The 520-nt window shown below is 62.8% G+C and carries 1 protein-coding gene; it reads left to right on the forward strand.

Features of this window, described 5'->3' with window-relative positions; genetic code table 11:
* Positions 1–520, forward strand: a 520-nt coding sequence (locus AC1D0P_RS28200) for a sensor histidine kinase (protein ID WP_477679751.1), incomplete at both ends; no start/stop codon positions are given.

Consider the following 520-nt stretch of genomic DNA (forward strand, 5'->3'; position numbering starts at 1 on the left):
GCGCTGGACGCTGCCAAGGGCGACAAGGTCGACATCGAGCCGGTCGAGGCGCGCCATCCGACCGACGAAGGCCGTCATTTCCGCTTCTACGTSAAYGCCGTCATCGACCAGTSCGATGAGGCGCCSGAGGAGGCKGCMATCGTCTATGCCGTCGAGACGACGCAGCAGAAGGCGTTCGAGACGCAGATGGCGCAGACCCAGAAGATGAATGCCGTGGGCACGCTTGCCGGCGGCATCGCCCATGACTTCAACAATGTGCTGACCGCGATCCTGCTCTCCTCCGACCATCTGCTGTTGCAGGCCCGGCAATCGGATTCGAGTTTCGCCGATCTCATGGAGATCAAGCGCAACGCCAATCGCGCCGCAGTGCTGGTGCGGCAATTGCTGGCCTTTTCGCGCAAGCAGACGCTCAGGCCGGCGATCATCAACCTGACCGACGCGATCGGCGACCTGCAGATGCTGGTCACCCGGCTGTTCTCCGGCACCAAGGTCAAGCTCGAGGTCGAATATGGCCGTGACC

The sequence above is a fragment of the Polaromonas sp. P1_G2 genome, assembly GCF_056405515.1.